The sequence below is a fragment of the Segatella salivae F0493 genome (genome assembly GCF_000477535.1).
Taxonomy (GTDB): Bacteria; Bacteroidota; Bacteroidia; order Bacteroidales; family Bacteroidaceae; genus Prevotella; species Prevotella salivae.
This window is the reverse complement of the sequence record NZ_AWGW01000025.1, coordinates 158,681-184,429: the sequence shown is the minus strand read 5'-3', so window position 1 is coordinate 184,429 and position 25,749 is coordinate 158,681. Positions and strand designations below refer to the sequence as shown.

Sequence of the window (25,749 nt, the reverse complement as noted above, 5' to 3'; positions counted from 1 at the left end):
CATTAAACAGGAGTTGAGAATTGTTTGTGATTGTCTCGCATCATGGGGTCAAACGCAGCGGCAACATTGCGTACAAACGGCATGCCTTCTGGCAAAACGTGCAATGACTCATCATCAAACACAATCAAACCATCGTCTTGAAGCGTTGTCAATTGTTGCTCATCATAATGAATTGCCTGCTTAATTGTCTCAACACTACACTGCAATCGCGTTGCCATGTCACGCCAGTTGATGCTGTTGTTACACATGATACATTCGATGACTTCACGCGTTATGCGCTGCCATTCCATTAAAGCATAGCCACGATGAATAGGCAATTGTCCTGCATTGACACGCGAAACATATTCTGAAATGTCTTTCGTGTTTTGCGCATAAGCCTCATCCAACTGGCTGATTCCCGACACTCCAAAAGCATATACCTGTGCCGTGATGCGGCGAGGGCAGTATCCTTGGAAGTTACGATGAAGCGAATGGTGCTGTAAAGCCACACTCAAGTCGTCGTCGGGCAACACAAAGTGGTCCATGCCGATAGGCACATAACCCGCTGCCTGCAATGTTTTTGAGGCCTCTCCAAACATCTTTAACTTCTCGTTTTGACTCGGAAGACCTGCCTTTTCCAATATCATTTGTCGTTTAAAAAGGCTTGGAAGATGCGCATAACTGAAAGTAACCAAGCGGTCGGGACGCAGAGATATCGCCTTCTTTATTGTCGAAACAAACGCTGATACGGATTGTTTTGGCAAGCCATAGATAAAGTCAAAGTTCACCTTTGCACCGCCTTCACGCAGTATTCTCATGATGGTTTCAACAGGAAGTAAGGCTGGTTGTCGATTCACACAACGCAAAACCTCGTCATTAAAGTCTTGAATTCCAAGACTAAAGCGGTTAAATCCGCTGTCAAGTAGATAGTGCCAATCTTCTTCTTTCAGGTATCCTGGGTGACATTCTATGGCAATTTCTGGCCTATCTATCGTCTCAAAAGCCGACAACAAATGTTCATTGATGCTACGAATGAAATGCAACGGCATTGAAGAGGGACTGCCTCCACCATAATGAATCTGACTAATTCGGCGGTCTTTTCTTAGATGTGGCAACAGCAAATCAATCTCTTTGTGCAGTGTTTCAAAATATTCTGTGATGCGATCTGGCTTTGCCATGGCCACGGAATTACACCCACAATAATGACAAAGATGCCTACAGAACGGCACATGGATATAGAATGAGATGTTGTCTGCAGTGGCATCATTAGATGTTTCAACAGCCTTCAAATAGTCAGTCTCATCAAACGGGCCGAAAGAATTGGCCGTTGGATAACTCGTATAGCGTGGAACGGGAACGTTATATTTCTTGAATAGTGTTTCGCTCATTGTCTTTTGATTGTTCATTCATGTACATTGTATAAAAGAAAGAGGCCAAAGCGATGGCGCCTTGTAGGGCAAACATGCCGGTGTAGCCTATGCTATTGGCGATGATTCCGCAAATAATGGAGATGAGAATCCCCATGAGATGTGTGATAACGGTTTGCACTGTGAAGTCTGTTCCCTCCCTTCCTGCACGCACATGTTGCATAGATGACGTGTAAACGACTACTGTTCCCATGCCATAACTGCCCCAAAGCACGACAATGGCAAGCGTTAACAGCAAGGTCGTTGGATGGGATAAGGACAGTAATACAAAGGATATTGTCGCGAGAAACATAATGAAAGCAAAGACCACTCGCATGCGTTTATACCCCCAACGGCGCACAAAGAGTCCTGCCGGATAGGCCATTACAAAGGCCGACCCAATGCCAACGATGCCACAGAGAAAGCCTATCTCCTTCATCGAATAACCCAAATCGACCATAAAAGGCTTTAACATTGACATGACACCGATAATCCCTGTGTAATAAAGTACTAAGAAAATGACTTGTCGAGAGATTCCTTTCTGACGGAAAAACAGCCCAAAATCCTTCCACGTGGCACGTTGCTTGACCTTGCTTTCCTGCTGAAATGCAAGCTTCTTATGCAGTAACAATGGAATCAGGGCTATGAGAACAAACACACTTAAGCATTGCGCCACACGACTCCAACCATACTTATGGAGCACCATGAGCAACACTCCACTTCCTAAAAGGCTACCTCCGAAGCTGCCCATTGACTGCATGCTGTTCAACAATCCACGCTGTTTATGCGACGAAGTGCGTATGGCTAAGGCGTCAGTAGCAATGTCTTGCGTTGCAGAAGCCATCAAAGCGAGCAGAATAATGACGATTAAGAAGTGGAAAGATGACGGCACTATAGCCCCCAAATTGAAGATACTCGTCAGCAAAACCAATAGGGCATAGACAATCTCTACACCGACAATGGTGCGTTTGTAGTCACGAATCGTGTTGCAATGGCGGTCTACTGCTGGTGCCCAGAACACCTTTAATATCCACGGAAGCTTAATAACTTGCAGCAAACCAATAATAGAAAGCGGCACAGCTTGCTCGCGCATGATGACTTGAAGGGCTGTAGTGAAGAAGCTCATCGGCACAGCTTGCGCGATATATAGACTAAAGAAGACAGTCAAATAGGCTGTCTTCTTGACGTTTTCTTGATGCATGTATTGAATGATTTGAAGCTTATGGGTGGAGTTTGAAGATTAAAGAAGTTCCCAACATGAATGGTTTTCCACGCTGAGCATACGTTGCTGAAGAGGCAAAAGCATAGCTCATGTAGTGCGTGTTTGTAGTGTTTTTACTCCAAATCTCCCATGTAAAACATCCCTTAGTGGCTGCAACCTTGAGATTAAGTAGGGCATAAGAGGGTTGCATCAGACGGTTATCTTCGGTCCAATAAATCTTACCTGTGCCGAGAAGTGTTGCATTCAGCATGAGTTTGTCTAAGCCAATGATGTGCGGAATGGTATAGTTGGCCACCAAAGCCATGGTTTGTCGTGGCACCATGGGCAACATCTTGCCTGTAAAACTAATGGTGTTGCTCTTTTCATAACGCAGGAACTTTGCATAGGTATACCCGTAGTTGGCTTGCAGTTCGAATTGTGTTGTCGGACGCCATGTGGCAGAAAGCTCCACACCTTTACTGTTAGAGTGGCCTGCATTGTTGATAATGTTGCCCAAACCCGGTACAGTTGAGGTCACCTGTTGATGCTTCCAATCAATATAGAAGAGTGCCATTTCGGTTTGAAGTGTACCATTCAAGAACGCCATCTTTGTCCCAATCTCATAGTTCCAGTTATATTCGGGGTCATAAGCTGGTAGTTCATTCGTTGTCGAAGTAAGGTTATAACCTCCTGCTTTATATCCTCTTGCGATTGAAGCATACACCATTTTGTCGGCCGAAAGCTGCTGACTGAGTGTAAATTTCGGTGTAAACTGCCTGAAATATTTATGTGCTTCGAACGTCGCTGTCTGTACTTTACTCGATGGTCCGGCAGTCAATGTATATTTGTTTGCTTCATAGTTTTCGCCAACACGCTCGTAGTCATAACGCAATCCCACTGCAATGTGCGTGCTCTTTGTTAGGTCATACGTTGACTGATGATATAAAGCAGCTGCCCAAGTGGGGTTGTTATAGTACTTAGGTGTAGCAAAACTGCGTGTAATGAATTGTGTTTCAACCGAGTTATTCGCCTTTTGATAGAAGCCAAATGCACCCACAATCCAGTGATATCTGCCTTTAATGTCGGCCGAACGCAACGTGAATTCCTGGCTCACGAGCGTTTGTTTCAGTTGTGTTGTGACGAAAAAGAGATCCTGAGGAGTGAAGTCTTGGTCGATGTGTTGTTTGTCATTGCTGTGTTGAAACGATGTCTGCGCATTGAAACGGAAGGCATTTCCGCGATAAAGCCAGTTCATTCCAGCCGACAACACATTGCGCCTGTAGTCGCTGTTGCGGTTATAATTCACGGCATCGGCAGTGTTATCATTGGCATGATAGACGCCATATGGGTAGCCACCTTGGGTAGAATGGTCGAAAAGCACATTCAAACGCATCGTCCAAAGCGGTGCCGCCTGCCAGGCAAGTCCTATCTTTGCGTTGGCATCTTGCAAGTCGTCAGCCTTCTTTCCCGTATAAAGGTTGCGAAAAAATCCATCGTTGTGGTGGTAGTTTCCAGCCACATGAAGTCCTAAACGCGGTGCAATCTTTTGATAATGTGCCACACCCAAGCGCACATCATTACGCGAACCATAACTGATTTTGGCTATAGTGTTCTGGTAATCTAAAGGCGAATAGGTGTAGATATTAATGAGTCCACCTGTTGAATTGCGTCCATAGAGCGTACCTTGCGGGCCTCTCAACACTTCAATTCCACTGATTCCAGCGAGTTCTAAGTCGACAACTGACCGGTCGAAATAAGGCATACCATCGACATATAAGCCTACAGATGGTGCGTTAGTCTTTGAGCCTATGCCACGAATATAAATCGGAGTGTTCTGTCGAGCGCCATAATCGGCGATGAAAAGATTAGGAAAAACGGAGCTCATGTCACGCAAACCATTCAGCTCATTGTGTTGAAGAAAGTTACTTCCTGCCACAGAAACCGACATGGGAGCATTGTTCAGATTGTCTTGTTTGAATCCCTTTACAAGCACTTCTGATAGCGTATGGTGTTGAACTATAGTCGAATCAGCTGTTTCTGCCAGCGCATTTAAGGGAAGAAATGCCGCACATAGGAAAAGAAATGACTTCATGTTTTTGTTTTATATGAAATATTTTGCAAAGTTACAAGCTTTTAACAAATTTCACAATCATCATTTATTAGGAAATGAAAACATGCATATCATCGCATGAAACACGGCGAATGACAGACAGGTTTGTTGTTAGTGGCATTATGAAATGCATGTTTCAAAGCCACAGGTGCTATGCCTTCCCTTGAAAATCATCATTAAACCATGGTGCGAAATGATGTAAATGATTTTACAAAATACATGTTTCAACGCCATAGGTGTTGTGCTTTTTCGGCGTAATCCACCATATATCCATGTGTGTATAGGTATTAATCACACCATGAAACATATGTTTCAACGCCGTAGGTGTTGTGTTTTTGATAGCCCAGGGTTGCCAAACGATAGTGCAGGCTACCCTGGGGTTGCGTGTGGTTTGCGTGGAACAACGCCGTAGGTGTTGCGCTTTTTTTGATTAATCCGCCATAAATTTTGGCATATAAAAACGACAATCATGATATAAAAAGAACGTATCAACGCCATCGGTGTTACGCTTTCTAAGCGTAATCCTCCATGAATCTCCTCACTATAACCATGTTTTCACAGAAAAAGCTCAACACCGATGGCGTTGAATCTCCTTGTAAACGTTTACCCGGGGTAGGCTCGTTCCTCGCCAACCCCGGGCTATCAAAAGAACAACTCGTACCGAGTTGCGTGGTGAGGTAATTGTGATGCTGATATCATTGATAATAAAGCGTGAAATAGTGTGAGGTAAACAAAGCCTCTCCCCCAGCCCTTTGCTTTCCTCGTTTCGCAGGCTTCACGAACAGCGACCTATGGTTCCCCGAAGAGGGAGGGGAGTGGTTAGCCGTGGAAATGGAGGTAGTTGTTTGAAAGTTAATAGGGGGTGATGATGTTGTGGATAATGAAGCGTAAAATGATTCCCGTCACTTTACACGATGAAATAGCACAAATTACCGTGTGATTTGTGTCATTTTACAACACCATTTGTATCACTTTGAAAAATGAGGATTGGGATATGAAAGAATGTTTTTAGGGAAAGCATTTCATAGATACATTTGGTTAACGCTTTAATATCGTGCTTGTTAACGGACAAGATAGGGGTGTTTCATGTGCGTTTATCTCTGAAAGAAGAGGCGAAAACAGCCTGCTTACATTACAAATGTAATGAAATTGTGTGCTATTTGGAAATTTATTTGTGCAAAAAGAACAATATATTCTTTTATTTTATATATCTTTGTGGCCGATGCTTATTTGTAAACCTAAACATGAAACCTAAGAGGTGAAGTTCCGCTTTGTATGAAACCATGATGAAAACGTATTCTTCGGACGAGTCACCGCGAATCAGATGGCATCGCGAATGGCTGTAGATGGTGGGTTAGCCTCACTGAAACGATGCAGCATTGGCGTGGAAAACGAGCGTTCACAGACATTGAAAAACAAGACACACTGACGTTGGTCGGCTAATGACAAAGCGCAGGAAAGGTGCTGCTTTATGGTTCATCGGCTCACGTTTTGTCTCAATACGCGTAGGAATGTTAAGCCTAAAATTTATAAATTAAAATCTAAACGAATGGAAAAGGAAAAAACACTACTGGGTTGCAGATACCGAATCATGACGGTAGCAGCCTTATCTGCTTTGTCTTTTTTAGTTCCTTCACCTGTCATGGGAGGCATTTCAGGAGCTGAAGTCTCGGGAATTGTGCAGCAAAACAAGGTGAAAGTAACAGGAAGGGTTGTTGATGTTGACGATAATCCGATTCTAAATGCAACAGTAAGAGAGTTGGGTTCGAGCAATGGTACAGTCACTGATTTAGACGGAAACTATGTGTTGATGATATCACCAGGCAGTACACTGCAGATTTCTTCAATCGGTTATAAGAATATAACGAAAAAGATTGAGAAGGGAGGAAAGCTTAATTTCACGATGGAAGAAGACGCTTCGCTGCTTGGCGAGGTAGTAGCCATTGGCTATGGCAAGGCAAAGAAAGGCGATCTTTCAGCTGCTGTAGCGACTGTTGACAATGTAGACAAACTGCAAAAGCGCCCAGTAAGCAATGTGTCTCAAATGCTTCAAGGTCAGATTCCGGGGGTTTCGGTTGTTGCAAATGGTGGTCATCCCAACGCCGAACCAACGATTACGATTCGTGGAATGGGCTCGCCCAACGGAGAATCTCCCTTATATGTGGTTGACGGTGTACCCGGTGCACCTTTTAATATGAGTGATGTTGTATCAATAACCGTATTGAAAGATGCCGCCTCGGCAGCCATTTATGGTGCTTATGCAGGTTCGGCGGGTGTCATACTCGTAACCACCAAGCAGGCCACGGCAGGCAAACCCTCTATCGAATACAATGGAGTATTTGGCTATTCTACCGCACAGCATCTGCCTAAGTCACTCGGGTGGGAAGACGAAAAGCGTGTGCGTGCCTTCTCTTATCAGCAAGCTGGCAGCACCCTTCCGGCCGGTTGGGACGTTATTAGCCGTGATCCTGTCTACGGAAAGACCAATACCGACTGGGTGAAACAAGTCTTCAGAACAGCTGCTTTCAATCGACATAACATAGCAGTATCAGGAGGTAACGCCGAGTTTTCTAATCGTTTGTCCTTAGAAATCAATAATGCTGAGGGCACACTTGTTAATACTTACAACAGACAAGTTACCGCACGACTGAATTCTTTGTGGAATATCACGAAGTTCTTACGTATCCGTGAGGACCTAAGTTGGAAAGATCGACGCGTTAGAGACGTTAATACGACGAGTGCAGAATCAGGAGTTATCCTCGCCGCTATTATGTTTCCACGAAACACTTTCCCTTATGAGGGCGGCGGATATATGGGTACTGTGCCGACGAAGTATGCCGAATATGCCAATATTCATGGTGATGCCATTAACCCAATGCGTATCCTTCAGGCCGCGTATGATAACAATCACGCCTCCACTTTCACTTCAACAACGTTCTTAGATGTCGTGCAACCAGTCAATGGTTTGAATGTAACTTCACGCTTTACCTGGATGCAAACCAATTATATGCAACGCTATTGGCGTCCTCAACGCACAGAGATTGGGAAGCCAAATCTAACGAACGAGCTCTATTATCGTAACTATCGGGAGCCTCAATGGGATTGGGAGAACACCTTAACTTACGACCGTATCTTCGGGAAACATACCTTAGGACTGATGGTTTCGACTACCGCCTCGCAATATAGTTACCGATTTAATGACGCAACTATGCGCGGATTCGAAGACGAAATCAATTCAATGATGTACTTTTCCAATGGAACCCAGGTCATCAATCCAAACGATCTGTACTACAAAGACCGCAATGTGTCGTATGTAGCACGTGGAGCTTACAGCTATTCTGACCGATATTTCTTCACAGCTTCAATGAGAAGAGACTATGCAAGCCGTCTACCGAGGGGCAAGAAGTATGGAGATTTCCCGTCAGTAACGGCAGCTTGGAAGATAACTTCAGAGCCATGGTTTAAGAAAAACAATGTAGTGAGCATGTTAAAGCTACGTGCCAGCTGGGGAAAAATAGGCAACTTAGGGTCTATTGGCTATGGATATGGTGTGGCAACACTATCGACTCGCTATCCAAACGATTCGCCTGATGTGGGCAGTCAGATAGGAATTAACAACCGAGTGATGGCAGGAATCTTCCTCGCTAATGCCTTTAATCCGAATCTTACATGGGAAACCTCAGAGCAAGTAGACGTTGGTTTGGATGCCGTTTTATTCAATAACCGACTGAATTTGAGTGTAGACTTCTTCAATAAGAATACAAAGAATCTCATCAAGACACAGGATGTGAACTGGCCAACGACTATAGGCATCGCGTCACCACTTATCAACGACGGACAAGTAAATAACCGTGGCCTTGAGATTTCAGCCTTGTGGAAAGACCGAATAGGTAAAGACATCGGCTATTATGTAAGTGCTAACGTTGCAACCCTACGCAATAGACTCACTAATATCGGTGCCGCCAACCCTGACGGCAGTAAACCTGTGTGGACATATGAGGATGATTATCACTACAAAGAACTCACTCCGTATCGCAGTGCGGAAGGAAAGCCACTCTATTCTTATTATCTTTTGCGCACGGATGGCGTCTTTCAAACAGATGCAGAGGCTGCCGCTTACGTGAATTCTAACGGACAACGTCTGCAGCCTAAAGCCAAAGCAGGAGACTTAAAGTTTGTAGATATCGACAAAAATGGTTCAATCGGTGAGGGAGACTATGAGTTCCGAGGCAATGCAATGCCTAAAATGACCTACGCTTTCAGTGCAGGTTTCAGCTACAAGAAGTTCTCTTTCGACTTCATGTTACAGGGATCGTATGGTGCAAAGCTATTCAATGCCTATAAATATACCACATTAAATGAAGCCGTTGGAAGCTTTAACCGCTCTGAAAAGATTCTAAAGGCGTTGAAAGGTCCTACATATGACGTGCCACGTATATCCATGACAGACGATAACGACAACTTCGGCAGGATATCAGATTGGTATCTTGAGAGTGGTTCTTACCTTAGAATGAAGAACATTTCCATTAGTTATTCGTTCTCAGACCTATTGCGTAAGCTCGCGTTCTTTAACCAACGACAGAGCACACTCGACCTAACCTTGAGCTGTGATAACCTATTTACCATCACGCCTTATAGCGGAATAGACCCCGAAGTAGGTGGAGTGGGATTGGACTGTGGCCAATATCCTGTTTCAAGAACTATCTCGTTGGGTGTTAAAATCAAATTCTAAGAATCGAAAACTCAGACAATTATGAAGATAAATAAAATATTCTTTTCTCTCCTTTTGATTGCAGGAACGCTCTCTTCCTGTACAGGTGACTGGTTAGAAACTACGAAAGAAGGAACTCCTAACGAGGGAAACTTCTGGAAAAATGATGCAGATTACATCAAAGCTGTAACCACTTTATATGATTGTTACGCTTATGAAGAGACCTGGGGACGTGATTTGTTCTACGAACAAGGTGCTGGTGACGACATCGTTTACGGCAGAAACCGAGGCAATAGCCAAATGAACTTGGCGAAACTCAAGATGGATGGCTCCTCAGAAGGCTCCATAAAGTGGTTCTATAAGCAAATGTATGAGACGATGTCTGCCGCAAACAACATCATCTATCACGCGCTTTTGATTCCTGAAAACGAACGAACAGCGGTGCAAAAGCGGTCGTTGGGCGAGGCATATTTCATGAGAGCATTCACCCATTACATGATAGCCTATCGCTATGGACGCCCAGATAACGGCGTGCCTTTCGTGAAATATGAAGACTTTTCGAACTATGAGAGGCAGATAAATGAGGTTCCTCAGCAGCAAAACACCGTCATGGATAACTATCGTTTGATTGTAGAAGACTTGCAGAAAGCAGCCGATTGTCTTGACTGGTTTAAGAATTATACGGCTGATAACTATGGAAGAGCCACACGAGATGCGGCATTAGGTTTCATGGTTAAAACCTATGCATACTGGGCACAGCATGATAACAGCCAGTGGGCAAAGATACCTGCGCTCGTGGATAAAATTGAAAATGAGGGCGGAAGAGGCTTGCTCAATAGCTATGCTGACGTGTTTAAGGCCGAGAATGAATGGAGTAAAGAGTATATTTGGTCTATAAACTCAAGAGGAAGTAACTATGCTGGCAGCATCTTTCCAGGCATTTCATTAGAGAATAAAGGCTGGGGTGTGTTCAACGGATGGGGTTATATGAAGCCTACTTTGGAGCTTTATGCGGAATACAATGACCAAGATCAGCGCCGCGATGCTACCTTATTGGCTTATGGAGACAGCTTCAAATACTTCGGAGAAAACTGGAAATGGTATTCAAACTCTGACATTGAAGTGGGCTTTGCCTTTAAGAAGTATATGGAACCATTCTCTTATGGCAAGATCATTCGCGACGGAAATGGAAAGATTACGGGGTATGAGAACAGCCATATCTCAACAAACGGCGACCGTCCTACAACCGATTTGAATGTTCCTTTGATGCGTTTCTCTGAGTTGTTGCTATTCAAAGCCGAGGCATTAATTATGCAAGGACAGAACAATGCGGCTGCCGTTGTGCTCAACAGGATTGCAAACCGCGCTCAGGAAGGCGTTACTTACACTGCACCTACAATGATAGAACTCATGCATGAGCGTCGTTGTGAGTTGGCTTTTGAATGGACCGACCGACTGATGGACCTCAAACGATGGGCAGCAGGAGGCAATGCGGCTTGGAATCTCGATGCACTTGCAAAGATAAGAGGGGCAAAACACGGCATCAAGCACGTGGATAGAACTAATCCCGACTCGCCCGTTGATGTGACAAATGGCACTACGCTCACGATAAACGGAAAGACTTATCATGGTGTTATCACCATAGGGGCGGGGCAAGGTGATGCCAAAGACTATGAACCGGGGGGCACTTACAGCGTTTTGCCGTATGAAATCAACCAGGTGATTAAGTCGAATGGCAAGTTAAAACAAAACAAAGGATATGCTTCTAACTTCTGATGCAGCAAGTGATGCGCCTCAAAACATAAAGCATTAAAAACCAACATGCAGAGTGTAATGCGTCAAAACATTACCTCTGCATGAATGCGTTTGCTCTTCAATCGAAACAACTCGTAACGTGTTAAGAGTCAGTTAGTTGAATAGGATGGTGCTTTTGATAATGTGTTTTGACGCAAATGATGTTACAATTCGATGCAAATCACCGCATGTTTTGACGCAAATCATCAAGTGAGATGCCGCAAATTACAAGATGTTAGAAATCAAACACTTAGATGACATAGCCCAGAAAGTTTATAAATTACAATCCATGATGATAAGAAAATGCTTTATTTCTGCTGCCGTTCTGTTGAATACCTTTGTCGTATATGCCCAGAACAGCGCACTACAGACGTTCACTTTAGCCCACCCTTACAGCGTAGAGAGGATTCAACCTCCCAAGGGTAAGAAGGTGAAAAATGTTATTTTGATGATTGGAGACGGCATGAGTTTGATGCATATTCAGGCAGCCTGGACCGTGAACAGAGGCCATCTATGGATAGAGAACGCTCAAACGACGGGTCTTTCCTTTACTCCTGCGAGCAATCGGCTTATTACTGACTCGGGCTCAGGAGGCACTTCATTGGCTACAGGCTATAAAACGGCCTATCATGCTGTGGGAGTTGATGACGAAGGGCGACCGTTAAAGTCGCTCGTTGACTATGCAAAAGCGTCGGGAAAGAGTGCTGGCATTGCCGTAACTTGCCGTCTTTGGGATGCTACTCCCTGTGATTTCATCAGCCATAATCACGACAGAAATAACGAACAAGAGCTTGTTTCGGAGATGATAAACAGCCCAGTTGACTTTGTCTTTGGAGGCGGATCAAAGTATTTTGAGCATCGAAAGGACAAACGAAACCTCTTTGATGAGCTTCAGAAGAAAGGCTACTACATCGCCCGTTCGCTTGAAGACGTTCAGCAAAACGTAAAAAACGGTAAGGTTTATTGTGTGCCTTTTGAGGTCGATACGCCACTACCCGACGAACGAGGTGACCTGCTTGCACGTGCTTCTTTGACTGGAATCACGCTGTTAAATCAAAATAAGAATGGCTTCTTTATGATGATAGAAGGGTCTCAACTCGATGATTATGGACACTTTAATCAGTTGGATATGCTGATGAAAGAAACCTTAGACTTCGACCAAACGATTGGAAAGGTCATGCAGTGGGCAGCAAAGGATGGTGAAACGCTTGTCATAATTACGGCTGATCACGAGACAGGCGGCATGACAATCCATGGAGGTGACTTGGCAACGGGAACCGTAACAGCCAACTTTTCGACAAAAGACCACACGGGAACTATTGTCCCTGTCTATGCCTTTGGACCGGGATCGCAAGACTTTACAGGCTTTATGGACAACACAGAGATATTCTGGAAGATTAAGAAACTACTGAAAATATAAAACCATTACAAACCAAATGCACAGAAAAACCATTGGCTTCATCGCGTCATTCATGGCAATCACTGCAACAGGACAAAACCTAATGCCGTCTGGTTCGCCGCTTTATAAGTTGCCTTATAAGAATACTTATGTCATGGAAACCCTCGTTGCAGAGAACGCTTTCCGTACAATGAAGCCCAAAAAACAAATCCCCGAGTCGTTTGAACACGCCAAAAGAGTGCTTCCAGAGCCTTATTGGGAGGGCCATTCTAAGGAGATTGACATGTATTGGAAAGCCTGGCAACTCGGTATTAAGAATGTATGTCAACCCTTAGATGAGTCAGGTTTCGTCTCCAGTTATATCGCTCCGGCTTATAATGGCAATATCTTCATGTGGGATGATGCCTTTATTACGATGTTCTGTCGCTACGGACGGCGTTACTTTCCCTTTCAAAACACCCTCAATAACTTCTATTCTAAGCAGCATCCTGATGGCTTTATATGTCGTGAAATACGTGCCGATGGCAGCGATTGCTTTGGACGTTACGACCCAACCAGTACAGGTCCCAACCTACTTCCATGGTCGGAATGGCTCTATTACATTCAGTTTGGCGACGACTCGCGTCTAAACATGGTGTTTCCTGTGCTTGCTGCCTACTACAAATGGCTGAAATTGAACCGCACTTGGCGTAATGGCACTTACTGGAGTAGCGGTTGGGGCACGGGAATGGATAACATGCCACGCGTTCCCGAGGGCTATAACACCATCTATAGTAATGGACATATGGTCTGGCTTGATGCCTGTTTACAACAGATTATGGTTGCAAACATCCTCTTGAAAATGGGCTTTTACTTAGAGCGTTGGCAGGAAATAGAAGAATTTGAAGATGATATTAGGAGCCTTTCTGACTATATCAACCGGCACATGTGGAGCGAAAAAGATGGTTTTCTCTATGATTTGTTCGCCAATGATAGCCTTAGTTCCACGCAAGGTATATACGCTTTTTGGGCTCTTCACACTGATGTTCTCTCTAAAGATAGGCTTGATCGGCTCGTGAACCACCTCAAAGATACTACCAAATTCAATCGTCCTCATCGCATACCTTCCTTATCTTACAGCCATCCTAAATACAAAGCGAATGGTCGTTACTGGCTCGGCGGCGTATGGCCTGGCACAAACTATATGGTCATCTCGGGTCTTGTAGAGAAAGGTTACCGCCGGTTGGCGTGGGATATTGCCCTGAATCATTATCAAAATGTATTCAAAGTGTTTCAGAAAACGAATACCTTTTGGGAATATTATGCCCCAGAAGACGCTGCACCGGGCTTCATGGCACGCCGTGATTTCGTAGGATGGACCGGACTTCCTCCTATTGCAATACTGATAGAATACATCTTTGGCATCCGCGCAAATGCCGCAGATAATAAGCTAACTATTGATGTAAACCTGACCGACGGCTATGGCATTAGCCGCTATCCCTTTGGACAAGACGGGCTGATGGATATCAAAGTGGCTAAGCGAACATCACAAAACGAGAAGCCAAAGGTAACAATCAAGACGAATAAACCTGTGGAAGTGCAGCTTATGTGGGGTGAAAAGGAGCAGACAACTAAGGTAAAGTCGGGCACCACCACCCTCTAATCTTCATTCAAAACAAAACAAATAAAGCAACCATTAATATCATGTCTACGACAATTGCAATAGACCTTGGCGGAACAAACATAAGAGCTGCCAGGATAGAAGGCTATGAAATAAAACAGAAAATAGCCGTAAAGTGTAAGGCTAATGGCCAGAAACACGACGTTGTTCAACAGCTTTTCGACCTCGTTCGACAACTAATGACGCCAGAAACTGAAAAGATTGGTATCGGCGTTCCATCGATTATAGACCATGAAAAGGGTGTAGTCTACGACGTACAAAACATTCCTTCCTGGGACATTGTACCGATAAAAGCACTCATGGAGAAAGAGTTTAGCCTCCCATCGGCAGTAGATAATGATGTCAATTGTTTCGCTTTAGGCGAAAAACATTTTGGAATTGGAAAACAATATCGTAATTTTGTAGGCATAACGATAGGCACAGGGATTGGTGCAGGCATTGTTATTGATGGCAAACTCTACCGTGGAAGTAACACGGGAGCAGGCGAAATAGGATGTCTTCCCTATCTAAACTCCGACTATGAGCACTATTGTTCCTGCCAATGGATGAACAAACGAGGGCTCAATGCGCTTGAGTTGTCTGAACGGGCACAAAGGAACGACGTTGAGGCTATAGCCATTTGGGAAGAGTTTGGCAGGCATCTTGGCAAACTGTTACAGGCAATTTTGCTCACCTACGACCCCGAAGCAATCATCATTGGCGGTGGAATCACGGGCGGATCTGACTTCTTTAAGACCGCAATGATGCAGTCGATGGCGAGTAATTTCCCTTATCCGAAAGAGATAGAGCATATCCATGTCCACTTCTCTACACTCGAAGATTGTGGCCTTTTGGGTGCTTCTCGATTATAAATGAATTGCACATAGAATAAAAACACAAACCAAGAAACTATGAAAAAGAAACTAATTATGCTGTCGATAGCTTTATTATGCTGTCTGACTACATGGGGAAAATGGAAAGCTAACCATGTTTTTCTCATCGGACTTGATGGTTGGGGCGCCTACAGTGTAGCCAAAGCATCCAACATTCCCAATCTACAAAGCTTAATGAAAGGGGGATGTTACACCTTGAAGAAACGCAGTGTGTTGCCCTCTGAGTCTGCCGTTAATTGGTATACTATGTTTTGTGGCGCAACACCTGAAATGCATGGATACACCAATTGGAATTCACGCGTGCCCGAAATCCCGTCAATGGAGCTCAACGAACATGGCGTTTTCCCAACTGTTTTCTATGAACTTCGGCGCCAATATCCTAAGGCTGTCATCGGTTGTCTTGCCGAATGGGACGGCATACGCTACCTTGTTGATACGCTTTCTGTAGACTATGAGGCCGTAGCTTCTAACTATGAGAAAGACAATGGGCAGCTATGTCGCATGTCAGTAGACTATATTAAGGCAAAGAAACCTAACTTAATGGCTATCATTTTCGACCAGATTGACCACACGGGGCACGCTATTGGCCACGACACTCCAGCCTATTATGAGACTTTAAGCCGTGTAGATGGCTACATAGGACAAATCATTCAGGCGCTGAAAGATGCCGGAATATACGACGATTCCATTATCATTGTCACCGCAGATCATGGGGGAATAGGCAAGAAACATGGCGGAAAATCTCTCGTTGAGCTTGAGATTCCATTCATTATCTTTGGTAAGAACGTCAAAAACACAGGCGAATTCAAACAAACAATGATGCAGTTTGACACCGCAGCAACTATTGCTGACATCTTCTCTCTTAAGATGCCACAGTGTTGGCGCGGTCAATCCATGACGCAGGTCTTTAAAAAATAAAAGCTCGCTACAATGCCGTGAATAGACCACAGTAAGAATCTTGTGCGCCTGTTCAAAGCAAATAATGGTTTGACATCTATCGGATTAAGAAATAAACACAAATAAACAACAACGTAAATCGAATAAAACATAAACACAAAACAACCAATGAAAAGAATCACTTTCCTCGCTATCACACTGCTGTTAGGCTGTAATCTCATGGCACAATCATTCTATGTAGGTACTTATAACATTCGTTATAACACCCCAGATGATATTGCTGAAGGCAACGCTTGGAAGCAACGATGCCCTCATCTCTGCGACTTCATCAACTTTGAACAGCCTGTTATCTTCGGCGCGCAAGAGGTGTTGGTCGACCAACTCCATGACTTACAAAAAGGATTAGACCATTACAGCACGTTAGGAGTAGGCAGAGAAGATGGTAAAGAGGCAGGAGAATATGCGGCAATCTTCTTTAAGAGCGATGCACTTAAATGCTTGGATAGCGGTTATTTCTGGCTTTCTGAGACGCCAAATAAGCCATCTCTCGGCTGGGATGCGGCATGTATCCGCATCTGTACATGGGGAAAGTTTGAAGATAAGGCTTCAAAGAAGACGTTCTTCTTCTTTAATACCCACATGGATCACGTTGGAACGAAGGCAAGAAGAGAGAGTGCACACCTCATTCTCAATCAAATCAAAGCCATAGCCAAAAACAATCATGTCATCTTTACAGGCGACTTTAACGTTGATCAGACGGATGAAATCTATAAAATCTTTTCAGATTCGGGCTTCTTACGCGACTGTTATGCCAATGCCAAGCAACGAATGGCGCCCATAGGAACATGGAACGACTACATGCAAGACTATCGGGATATGGCTCGTATCGACCATATCTTTGTCTCAAATGACTTTAACATCGAGCACTATGGCATCTTTACAAACAGCTATTGGCTTGGAAAAACACGCCGAAACATCTCTGATCACTACCCCGTTATGGTGAAATTGCAGATGAAATAAAGGGATATAAAGCCGAGACACCAGCATCTTTCAGCCTCACCCCCAGCCCCTCCCCGAAGAGGGAGGGGAGTAGTTAGCTATGGAAATGGAGGAAGTTGTTTGAGAGTTAATTGTGGGTGGTGATGTCGTTGATTATGAAGCGTAAAATGATTTGATGCAAATCATCGCGTAATATGTCGCGTTTTACACAACAAAATGACGCGGATTATCGCATGAAATGACACAAATTGTGACATAATATATTTAATGTCGAATTATGCCACGATACATATTGTTTCACAAATTATTTGAATCAACGTCGTTGATAATGGTTATTTCCGTGTGACAGGTCATTAAATCATGTTGAAAAACGAAAGAAATCGTATCAAAAAATGCATGTTTCAACGCCGGAGGTGTTGCGTTTTTGATAGCCCAGGGTTGCCAAACGATAGTGCAGGCTACCCTGGGTTAGGGTATGTTGTGTGGGGAACAACGCCGTAGGTGTTGCGCTTTTTTTGATTAATTCGCCATAAAAGAGTTCATTATAAGCGTGTCTTTATAGAAAAAGCTCAACACCTATGGCGTTGAATCTCCTTGCGAACGCTCACCCGGGGTAGGCTCGTTCCTCGCCAACCTCGGGCTATCAAAAGAACAACTCGTACCGAGTTGCACCATGCGGGCATTGCAATTGCCAAATACATTCATGGGAATACCGGCATAAAACCTATGGCGTTGCGCCATGAGCAAATTTATATTGCCAAACACGTTCATTGGAATACCAGCATGACACCTATGGCGTTGCGTCGTTACAACATTTATAATGGTGGATATATCCATTGAAATATTAGTGCATTTTGGCGTTTATTTATTCGTATGTTGGCATTAATTGTATTATAAAATAAACGTTTCAACGCCATAGGTGTTGCGCTTTTGATAGCCCAGGGTTGCCAAACGATAGTGCAGGCTACCCTGGGTTAATGTATGTTGTGTGGGGAACAACGCCGTAGGTGTTGCGCTTTTTCGGCGCAATTTGCCATAAATTTTGGCATAAAAAAACGACAATCATGATATAAAAAGAACGTATCAACACCATCGGTGTTACGCTTTCTAAGCGTAATCCACCATGAATCCCCTCACTATAACCATGTTTTCTCAAAAAAAGCTCAACACCTATGGCGTTGAATCTCCTTGTGAACGTTTACCCGGGGTAGGCTCGTTCCTCGCCAACCCCGGGCTACCAAAAACACAACTCGTACCGAGTTGCATGGTGAAACAATTATGAGGGTGGCGTTGTTAATAATTAAAGTTAAAATGGTTTATGGCATGTCATCGTGTAAAACACGGCAAAACACACGGTCATTTGACGCATTTTACCGCGTAAAATGACGCAAATCATTGGGTAAAATGACGCAGATTGTGGCGTTGTTTGACGCATTTCACAGCGCCATGAATATGAAATTATGGCGTGGATGGATAGGAAGCGGCTAATCGTCTGACGGACAATAATTTGTGAGAGGATAAAAAATAGAAAGTAGGGGAAGTGATTGTCCGATGGTTTTCAATTCGTTTCGTCATGCAACTTGATATGTAAATATTCACGATAGGCTTCAACACATACTCTACTTGCAAACAGATGATTTCACCTTTTAAGTCTGTCAAGAAAGCGAAAAAAGACTTTATCTCATGAAAAAGAATTGGTTTTGAAGAACAATTGAAAAAATTTTATTATATTTGCACAATATACTTAGATTGAAAAATGATATGAGAAGAATATTATCTACAGGCATTTTGCTACTGATGGTCATTGTAGCGAGTGCGCAGATTCAGTCTCCCGTGAAGTTCACCGCACAACTAAAGACGGGCAAAACGGCTGAAGCTGAGATTGTGTTTACAGCGAAAATAGCAGCCGGTTGGCATGTATACTCCACGCGACTTGGGGCAGATGGACCGACATCGGCTACGTATACAGCGACCAAAATGGATGGCGTTGAGCTTGTAGGAAAGCTTCAAGCCCACGGAAATGAAATCTCTGCATACGACAAGAACTTTGAAACGACGCTGCGATATTTTGAACATAGCGTGACTTTTACACAGAAAGTGAGGTTTACAAAGCCTGACTTTGTGCTGAAAGGTTACTTGGAATATGGGGCTTGTAACGACCAAAACTGCATGCCACCAACAAGTGTTGACATTTCAAAATCGGGCAAAAGTCCGGCTGTAGCAGCAGGAAAAGATGCCAAAGCTGAAGCAGAAAAGGGAGCTACTCAAGGAGAAGCTTTGAGTGATATGTCAAAAACTGCAGACCCAGGAAAGGCAGAAGAGATGGGCAATGTGGCCGAATCGCAGGTTAATAGCATTGCACAGATGCAGCAAGATAGTGCGGCTCGTGTAGCTGCTGCAGCCTCTTCGTCGCTCACTAAGGCTGATAAAGCAGCATTGTGGAAGCCTGTTATCAAGGAGATTCAGGCGTTAAACGGAGACAAAGGCGTTGAAAACCAGAGCTGGGCCTATATCTTTATGATGGGCTTTTTGGGCGGATTGCTCGCTTTGTTCACGCCTTGTGTGTGGCCGATTATACCGATGACCGTGAGTTTCTTCCTCAAACGAGCAAAAGACGACCGTCGAAAAGGCATACGAGATGCCATCACTTATGGTATATCTATAGTCGTTATCTATCTCATTTTGGGTTTAGCGGTGACGAAACTCTTTGGTGCTTCGGCGCTGAATGCATGGTCAACAAAGCCCTTCTTCAATGTGTTCTTCTTCTTGATGCTTGTGGTTTTCGCCCTCAGTTTCTTCGGATGGTTTGAGATTAAGCTACCCGAGAAGTGGGGAAATGCGGTTGATTCGAAGGCATCTTCAACCACAGGACTGCTCTCTATCTTTCTAATGGCGTTCACATTGACGTTGGTTAGCTTCTCATGTACAGGCCCAATCATCGGCTTTTTGCTTGTAGCCTCTACCACATCTGGTTCGATTCTTGGTCCAGCCTTTGGCATGTTTGGCTTTGCAGTGGCTTTAGCTTTGCCGTTTACACTATTTGCCATGTTCCCAAGTTGGCTGAAAAGCGCTCCAAAGTCGGGTTCATGGATGAACACTATCAAGATAGTTCTCGGTTTCATTGAATTGGCTTTCTCTCTTAAATTCCTAAGCGTTGCCGACATGGCATCGCATTGGCACCTGCTAAGTCGTGAGGCTTTCCTGGCTATTTGGATAGTACTCTTCGCCGCACTTGGCCTATATCTCATTGGAAAACTTAAGTTCCAAAGCGATGCAATCGGTGGAGATATTCAAAAACCAATGCCAGTTCCTTGCATCATGTTGGGCCTTTGTTCACTTGCTTTCTCTGTATATTTGGTGCCGGGACTATGGGGTGCGCCCGTCAAGGCAGCCAGTGCGTTCGCTCCTCCAATGGAAACTCAGGACTTTAATCTTAATACTAAGGTGGTAAAGGCACAGTATACAGATTATGAAGCAGGTATGGCGGCGGCGAAAGCCATGCATAAACCCGTGCTAATTGACTTCACAGGATATGGTTGTACGAATTGTCGTAAGATGGAATCTGCCGTTTGGACCGACCCACGCGTTATGGAATTGTTGGAGAAAGACTATGTGCTTATCTCACTTTATGTAGATGATCACACGAAACTTCCTGAAGAAATAAGTGTCAAAGAGAATGGAGAGACACGCATACTCCGTACGATTGCCGACAAGTGGAGCTATCTACAACGCAGTAAGTTCGGTGCAAACACGCAACCATTCTATGTGCCAGTAGACAACGAAGGCAATCCTCTTGTGGGCAGTTATTCATATAATGAGGACATACCTGCATACATAAAGTTCCTGCAAAAGGGTCTTGACGCTTACAAAAAAGAGCAGAAAAACAATTAAATATGCTTGAAAACGAAACGCGTAAAGCTATCCTTGACCTCATCAATCGTGAGGTTGTACCGGCTGTTGGGTGTACAGAGCCAATGTCAGTTGCCTTATGTACGGCGAAGGCTACAGAGCTTTTGGGGTGCAAGCCCACACACATCAAGGTGTTGTTAAGCGCAAACATCCTGAAAAACGCAATGGGAGTGGGGATTCCCGGCACTGGAATGATAGGGTTACCTATCGCTGTTTCACTCGGTAGTTTGATAGGAAAGAGCGCCTATCAGCTTGAAGTTATCAAGGACCTTACACCCGAATCACTCGCAGCCGGCAAGCAGTTTGTGGCCGAAAACCGCATTTGTATTGGGCTGAAAGAGAACAATACAGAGAAACTTTATGTGGAAGTGACAGTAGAAAGTGAAGGACATCAAGCTACAACCATTATCTCGGGAGCACATACCTGCTTTGTCTTTGCATCGAAAGATGATGAAGTCTTGTTTGACAAACGCCACAAAAGTGGAGACGAAAGCGAAGAAAACGACATCCAACTTAACATGAAATTGGTGTGGGATTTCGCTATGACGAGCCCCATAAATGAATTGAGTTTCATCCTAAAGACAAAGGAATATAACCTTCGTGCGGCTCAAGAGAGCCGCAAAGGGAACTATGGTCATTGCCTCGGTAAGACCATGGATCGTCCTCTAAGCCATGGAATCTTCGGCAATAGTATCTTTTCTCACATCATCGCTACAACCGCTTCAGCTTGTGATGCGCGTATGGGTGGGGCGATGATTCCCGTGATGAGTAACTCAGGTTCAGGCAATCAAGGCATCTGTGCAACTAATCCCGTGGCCATATATGCCGAAGAAAACGAGAACACGGAAGAGGAATTGATTCGTGCTTTGACGTTAAGTCACCTCACCGCTATATACATAAAACAAAGTCTTGGCAAGCTAAGTGCGTTATGTGGATGCGTAGTTGCCAGTATAGGTAGTAGCTGTGGAATCACTTATCTCATGGGAGGCACCTACCAAGATGTATGCCATGCCGTGAAGAATATGATTGCAAATCTTACTGGAATGATATGCGATGGAGCGAAACCAAGCTGTTCTTTGAAGATATGTTCAGGCGTAAGTACGGCTCTTTTGAGTGCTCTCTTAGCACGAGAAGGCCGACATGTCACCGCCGCTGAAGGCATTATTGACGAATGTGTGGACCGAAGCATCCATAATTTAACCAGTATTGGCAAGGAAGCTATGTGCACAACAGACGATATGGTGCTTCGAATCATGACGAGTAAGCAAGGCTGTTAGGTGGTAAAGGCAAAGCACATATAGTGCGATATCATACCAAACATTCAATCATAAAGAAGGGATTTGATCATGGGAAAGTGCAAATTAATAGCTTGAAAGTGGCATTCTTTTTCCAAATTATTGTACCTTTGCATAAGAGATAGCTGCACTCGGCATAGTTGAACAAGTTCACTCTGCGCTCATTGGCAATCTCTTTGCATAAGAGATAGCTGCACTCGGCATAGTTGAACAAGTTCACTCTGCACTCATTGGCAATCTCTTTGCACCATGAATAAAAGGTAATGGGGTCTCATAGTTCAATGGATAGAACAAGTCTCTCCTAAAGATTAGATCCGAGTTCGATTCTCGGTGAGACCACTTTCTTGAGCCTTGGCTCTATAAATCAGTTTAATCCAAACAATCATTAATATCATGCTTGGAGCTATTATAGGTGATATTGTTGGTTCACGCTTTGAGTTTTCAAAGCAAACTACATTCGATTTTGAATTATTTACGCCTGATTGTGACTTCACAGATGACACAATTTGTACCGTAGCAGTGGCTGATGCTATCCTCAATAATAAGCCATATCGTGAAACGATTCATGAGTGGTGTCGACGTTATCCAACGCCAAAGGGAGGCTATGGAAGCCTGTTTCAGCGCTGGATTGATAGTGAAAATCCGCAACCATATGGCAGTAGTGGCAATGGATCGGCTATGAGAGTGAGTCCTGTTGGCTGGCTCTTTGACGAATACAAAGACGTACTTCGCGAGGCCGAAGCATGTGCCGCCGTGTCGCATAATCACCCAGATGGCATCAACGGAGCACAGTGTGTAGCGACTTTAATCTATTGGCTTCGCACGTGTCGCATTACAAAAGACGAGATAGAAAGTGCCGTAAAGCGTAACTTCGGCTATCGAATGATGCCGTTAAAAGACATCTATAAGATTGGAAGTGAAAACCACTTTGACGGTCTTTGCAATGAAACGGTGCCCTATGCCATACGTTGTTTCCTCGAAAGTAATAGCTTTGAAGACGCTATTCGCTATGCCGTTGCCGTGGGAGGAGATACAGATACCAAGGCAAATATATGTGGATCCATCGCGGAATCTTACTATGAAATACCAGAAGAAATGATAGAAAAGGCCTACTCGTATCTACCGGATGACATGCTGGATGTCATCACACAGTTTTATGATAGAATACAAAGTGAACTCTAAAATCATAGCTTTCGCGCATCAACTCATCTCTTCAATGCCCTCGTTTGACGTTAAACAGGAGATGAAACACATAATTTTATGAACTTGAATATTAATTTTTACTCAACAAACATGATAAGAAAAAGTATTATTTTGCTCCTTGTGAGCCTTTTTATGCCATGGGTTGGTCATGGAAAGAATATGATTTCAACCGCAAAGAAGGCTGAAACCCCACAGCAACAACAGCATTACATGACAGCCAAACAATGGGAAAAGGTGCATGCAGCCTATGCCCTTAAAACCTATCAACCTAAAGATTGTTGGAACTTTATTACCGATTATTCGCCTAACGATAAAGCAAACGAGGCGACAACACGCTTATTTCAAAACATGAAGATTCAGCTTTCAGGCGATAGTTTGCTTTTCCTGAATGGACGAAAGTTTAGGGTGAAGCGTGCAGAATGCAGTCTGCAAACGATGAATAAGCAGTCTTCTTGCTTCAACTTCCTGTATAAGTATCTCACCTATCGAGGCCTTCAATTTTCTAAAACGATGCCTGTGTTGCAATTAAAGGCCTCAAAGCACGACCTTTATAGCGACAAACTGCAATATGTTTACACGGGAGATTATCTCACACTCTACCACAAAGGGTCGATTGCTATCTATAAATATATTCGGCAAAAAGACCAGGGAAAGCCCGATGCTAAGGCTAAATTGGTCTATACAATGGCCGACATGTATAAGGATTTTGAAAAAGAAGGCAGTAGCGAACGTGCCAAAACATACCACATTCGCCAATGGAAAGAGCCTCTGAAAATGGCATCTTTCGACCGAATTGAAGACATGCCAGTCGATGGCGGCTTCTTCTTTGAGAAGTTACCCGGCTTTAACAGCTTCCCCATCTTTGCTTGTTACAACTATAATGAGGATGATGAGTTCTTGATTTATGCCATGAAACGTGGTGTGATAGATTATGACAATTGTCTTCAAGTCGACGCTTTCTGTTCGTATAATGACACAAAAGAAGACTTCGCTATCTTCTCTGATGGCACTATTTACATTAAAACAACTGAAGGAAAGAAAGCTAAAATCCTCGTTTATCGCCTCAACAAACAGGGAGATTTCTATATGTTGAAGTAGTGAATGAGGGCTTATGAAACCATGATAAGCCTGTAAACGTAAGCCATATAGTATAAAACAAAGCCTAAAATAAACTTATGATAGCTTATAAAATGATGGGATTGATTTCACTTTCAGTGCTATTCCTAAGCGCCACCTGTATGGACTTAGGGCAAAATACGACTGCACCAAGCACACCAAAGGTGCAGCAACAAACAGCAAAACCTCTCTCTTGTGACGAAAAACTCATGCAGTTGGTGCGCTCATGTCCCAATTTCAACACGCCTTTCAACAAGAAAACGATGCATGCCGAGATAGCCGAAAAGCGACAAAATGGTGTTTATGCCATCCGCTTATATGCCAAAGAACACGGCGCGAACAGCGAAAGCACGCAAGGTTGGCTATTGCTTGACACGAAGAACAGATGCTTAAAGGATATCACTAACGACCCCGACACGCCCACTTTATTGCGATATGACAAGGCAAAATATGAGGACTATGTGACCAACTGCTTAGGAATAAAGTCTACAGCTGCCCAACATGAGCGTGCAGAAAAACTGCTCTCACAGCTTCCAATGCTATCGCTTCCATTAGAATATAGCTATGATTTCATCATGGATATGAACGGAACAGCCACTCCCGACAAGGCGCTTATGCCGTTGTTAAAGACCTATGTCGACGCCGAAACAGACCTTTCAAACTGCCATGTGGCTCAACTGCCTGCGGTAGATGGCTATCGTCTCCTCCTGGTTTGTGGCAATAATGCGGTTGGCGAGGGGCGTTTCTTCTTATGTTCGATAGATAAGCAAGGCAAACTTACAGAGAATTTACTTATTTACTCGGCCCAAACCATCCTGTGGAAAGGTAAAGAAGAGAACAGCTTTCTACATTTCAAGGTCAATAAAGGCGGTCAAATCACGCTCAATAAAACAATCGTTCACAACGGAAAGGAAGTCGTTATCAGTAAGAAGAACATTCAATTCAGACGCGGAATCTTTTATTCTATATCAGATTGAGAATCAGATTGTTACATGAGTAAAGGCAAAAGAGAACGCAAAGTGACACAATAAGCCTCGCCATCTGCGCCATTTCGCCTTGTGATTTGCGTCATTTTAGGCGGTAATTTGCGTCAAATGACCCTGTGTTTTGCCGTATTTTACACAATGAAATGACGCAAATCATTTTACATTTAATTAGCAACAACATCATTGCCCCTAAATAATCCTAAAACTACTCG

Annotated in this window: 18 protein-coding genes, 1 tRNA gene and 2 pseudogenes; 14 read left to right on the top strand and 7 right to left on the bottom strand. The window is 43.9% G+C overall.

Going from position 1 to position 25,749, the window contains the following annotated elements:
• Window positions 1–2: 2 nt before the first annotated feature.
• Genes hemN through HMPREF9145_RS08405 form a run of 3 tightly spaced genes read right to left on the bottom strand, consistent with a single transcriptional unit; the run spans window position 3 to window position 4,678 of the window.
• Window positions 3–1,367, bottom strand: a complete 1,365-nt coding sequence (gene hemN / locus HMPREF9145_RS08415; RefSeq protein WP_036907163.1) for an oxygen-independent coproporphyrinogen III oxidase — start codon at window positions 1,365–1,367, stop codon at window positions 3–5.
• Window positions 1,339–2,586, bottom strand: a complete 1,248-nt coding sequence (locus HMPREF9145_RS08410) for an MFS transporter (protein ID WP_021825884.1) — start codon at window positions 2,584–2,586, stop codon at window positions 1,339–1,341. The genes hemN and HMPREF9145_RS08410 overlap by 29 nt, the downstream gene beginning before the upstream one ends.
• 19 nt (window positions 2,587–2,605) lie before the next feature.
• The gene (locus HMPREF9145_RS08405; protein WP_021825945.1) at window positions 2,606–4,678 is read right to left on the bottom strand and encodes a TonB-dependent receptor; all 2,073 of its coding nucleotides are present in this window, start codon (window positions 4,676–4,678) and stop codon (window positions 2,606–2,608) included.
• Window positions 4,679–4,994: 316 nt separating this feature from the next.
• Here HMPREF9145_RS08405 and HMPREF9145_RS13500 point away from each other — a divergent pair, with 316 nt between their 5' ends.
• Window positions 4,995–5,108: a DNA-directed RNA polymerase gene (locus tag HMPREF9145_RS13500; protein ID WP_155945295.1), complete on the top strand. Its 114-nt coding sequence runs from the start codon at window positions 4,995–4,997 to the stop codon at window positions 5,106–5,108.
• A gap of 166 nt (window positions 5,109–5,274) precedes the next feature.
• Here HMPREF9145_RS13500 and HMPREF9145_RS13960 read toward each other — a convergent pair.
• Window positions 5,275–5,379 (bottom strand): annotated as a pseudogene (locus HMPREF9145_RS13960) (tetrahydrofolate synthase); the annotation flags it as partial.
• Between the two features lie 866 nt (window positions 5,380–6,245).
• Here HMPREF9145_RS13960 and HMPREF9145_RS08400 point away from each other — a divergent pair.
• The 7 genes from HMPREF9145_RS08400 to HMPREF9145_RS08370 all read left to right on the top strand — a co-directional run bounded on the left by HMPREF9145_RS08400 (window position 6,246) and on the right by HMPREF9145_RS08370 (window position 17,049).
• Window positions 6,246–9,428, top strand: coding sequence for a SusC/RagA family TonB-linked outer membrane protein (locus tag HMPREF9145_RS08400; protein WP_231369778.1), 3,183 nt, complete (start codon window positions 6,246–6,248; stop codon window positions 9,426–9,428).
• A 21-nt stretch (window positions 9,429–9,449) separates the two neighbouring features.
• Entirely contained in the window at window positions 9,450–11,183 is a 1,734-nt protein-coding gene (locus HMPREF9145_RS08395) for a RagB/SusD family nutrient uptake outer membrane protein (RefSeq protein ID WP_021825842.1), read from the top strand.
• A 307-nt stretch (window positions 11,184–11,490) separates the two neighbouring features.
• On the top strand, window positions 11,491–12,621 hold the full coding sequence (locus tag HMPREF9145_RS08390) for an alkaline phosphatase (protein WP_081697730.1): 1,131 nt from the start codon (window positions 11,491–11,493) through the stop codon (window positions 12,619–12,621).
• Between the two features lie 16 nt (window positions 12,622–12,637).
• Window positions 12,638–14,242, top strand: coding sequence for an MGH1-like glycoside hydrolase domain-containing protein (locus HMPREF9145_RS08385; protein ID WP_021826009.1), 1,605 nt, complete (start codon window positions 12,638–12,640; stop codon window positions 14,240–14,242).
• 41 nt (window positions 14,243–14,283) lie between these two features.
• Window positions 14,284–15,111: an ROK family protein gene (locus HMPREF9145_RS08380; RefSeq protein ID WP_007135061.1), complete on the top strand. Its 828-nt coding sequence runs from the start codon at window positions 14,284–14,286 to the stop codon at window positions 15,109–15,111.
• A gap of 39 nt (window positions 15,112–15,150) precedes the next feature.
• The gene (locus tag HMPREF9145_RS08375) at window positions 15,151–16,050 is read left to right on the top strand and encodes an alkaline phosphatase (protein ID WP_007135062.1); all 900 of its coding nucleotides are present in this window, start codon (window positions 15,151–15,153) and stop codon (window positions 16,048–16,050) included.
• A 147-nt stretch (window positions 16,051–16,197) separates the two neighbouring features.
• On the top strand, window positions 16,198–17,049 hold the full coding sequence (locus tag HMPREF9145_RS08370) for an endonuclease/exonuclease/phosphatase family protein (RefSeq protein ID WP_021825846.1): 852 nt from the start codon (window positions 16,198–16,200) through the stop codon (window positions 17,047–17,049).
• Between the two features lie 555 nt (window positions 17,050–17,604).
• Here HMPREF9145_RS08370 and HMPREF9145_RS12955 read toward each other — a convergent pair.
• The 3 genes and pseudogenes from HMPREF9145_RS12955 to HMPREF9145_RS13955 all read right to left on the bottom strand — a co-directional run.
• Window positions 17,605–17,865, bottom strand: coding sequence for a tetrahydrofolate synthase (locus HMPREF9145_RS12955; protein WP_081697716.1), 261 nt, complete (start codon window positions 17,863–17,865; stop codon window positions 17,605–17,607).
• 54 nt (window positions 17,866–17,919) lie between these two features.
• A complete protein-coding gene (locus HMPREF9145_RS13740; protein ID WP_196809757.1) occupies window positions 17,920–18,057 on the bottom strand; it encodes a hypothetical protein in 138 nt (45 codons plus the stop codon).
• A 141-nt stretch (window positions 18,058–18,198) separates the two neighbouring features.
• Window positions 18,199–18,306 (bottom strand): annotated as a pseudogene (locus tag HMPREF9145_RS13955) (tetrahydrofolate synthase); the annotation flags it as partial.
• A 483-nt stretch (window positions 18,307–18,789) separates the two neighbouring features.
• Here HMPREF9145_RS13955 and HMPREF9145_RS08360 point away from each other — a divergent pair.
• From HMPREF9145_RS08360 to HMPREF9145_RS08335, 6 genes are all read left to right on the top strand, one after another.
• Window positions 18,790–20,919 (top strand): protein-disulfide reductase DsbD family protein, encoded by a 2,130-nt coding sequence (locus tag HMPREF9145_RS08360; protein ID WP_036907106.1) that lies wholly within the window; start codon window positions 18,790–18,792, stop codon window positions 20,917–20,919.
• 2 nt (window positions 20,920–20,921) lie between these two features.
• Complete coding sequence (locus tag HMPREF9145_RS08355) at window positions 20,922–22,214, top strand: L-cysteine desulfidase family protein (protein WP_007135067.1); 1,293 nt, start codon at window positions 20,922–20,924, stop codon at window positions 22,212–22,214.
• A gap of 285 nt (window positions 22,215–22,499) precedes the next feature.
• Window positions 22,500–22,571, top strand: a tRNA-Arg gene (locus HMPREF9145_RS08350).
• 54 nt (window positions 22,572–22,625) lie between these two features.
• Window positions 22,626–23,414 carry an ADP-ribosylglycohydrolase family protein gene (locus HMPREF9145_RS08345; protein WP_021825837.1) on the top strand — a complete coding sequence of 263 codons (789 nt, stop codon included), beginning with the start codon at window positions 22,626–22,628 and terminating at the stop codon, window positions 23,412–23,414.
• A gap of 111 nt (window positions 23,415–23,525) precedes the next feature.
• Window positions 23,526–24,533: a hypothetical protein gene (locus HMPREF9145_RS08340; RefSeq protein WP_231369777.1), complete on the top strand. Its 1,008-nt coding sequence runs from the start codon at window positions 23,526–23,528 to the stop codon at window positions 24,531–24,533.
• A 77-nt stretch (window positions 24,534–24,610) separates the two neighbouring features.
• Window positions 24,611–25,528 carry a hypothetical protein gene (locus tag HMPREF9145_RS08335; RefSeq protein WP_155945294.1) on the top strand — a complete coding sequence of 306 codons (918 nt, stop codon included), beginning with the start codon at window positions 24,611–24,613 and terminating at the stop codon, window positions 25,526–25,528.
• Window positions 25,529–25,749 lie beyond the last annotated feature (221 nt).